1 protein-coding gene is annotated in these 277 nt (G+C 41.2%); it reads right to left on the bottom strand.

The features are described 5' to 3' along the window. The coding region (locus tag ACWQ4X_RS19915; RefSeq protein WP_457904695.1) for a hypothetical protein at positions 1-277 on the bottom strand (277 nt) is incomplete at both ends.

Below are 277 nucleotides of genomic sequence, written 5' to 3' on the forward strand. Positions count from 1 at the left end.
CTTCACTGACTAAATGAATGGATTCTTGCGCAGCAGCAATACCCTGTTCACTGGATTCTTTAACAGTATTTACAACCTCCAATACTGCATCATCTCCATCAATGATTTGCTGACTTAATCCATCTTCTGCTTGTTGGATCGCGTACTGGCGATCAATCACCTCCTGAGCAACTTGTGCTTTGGTATTCTGTATATCCTGTTTGATAATCGGAATCTGTTGATCGATCACTTCAATTTGATCGACTTTAATTTGCAGATCCTGATGAAGCTGCGACTC

It is taken from the genome of Acinetobacter sp. NigerLNRRAM0016 (assembly GCF_054112845.1).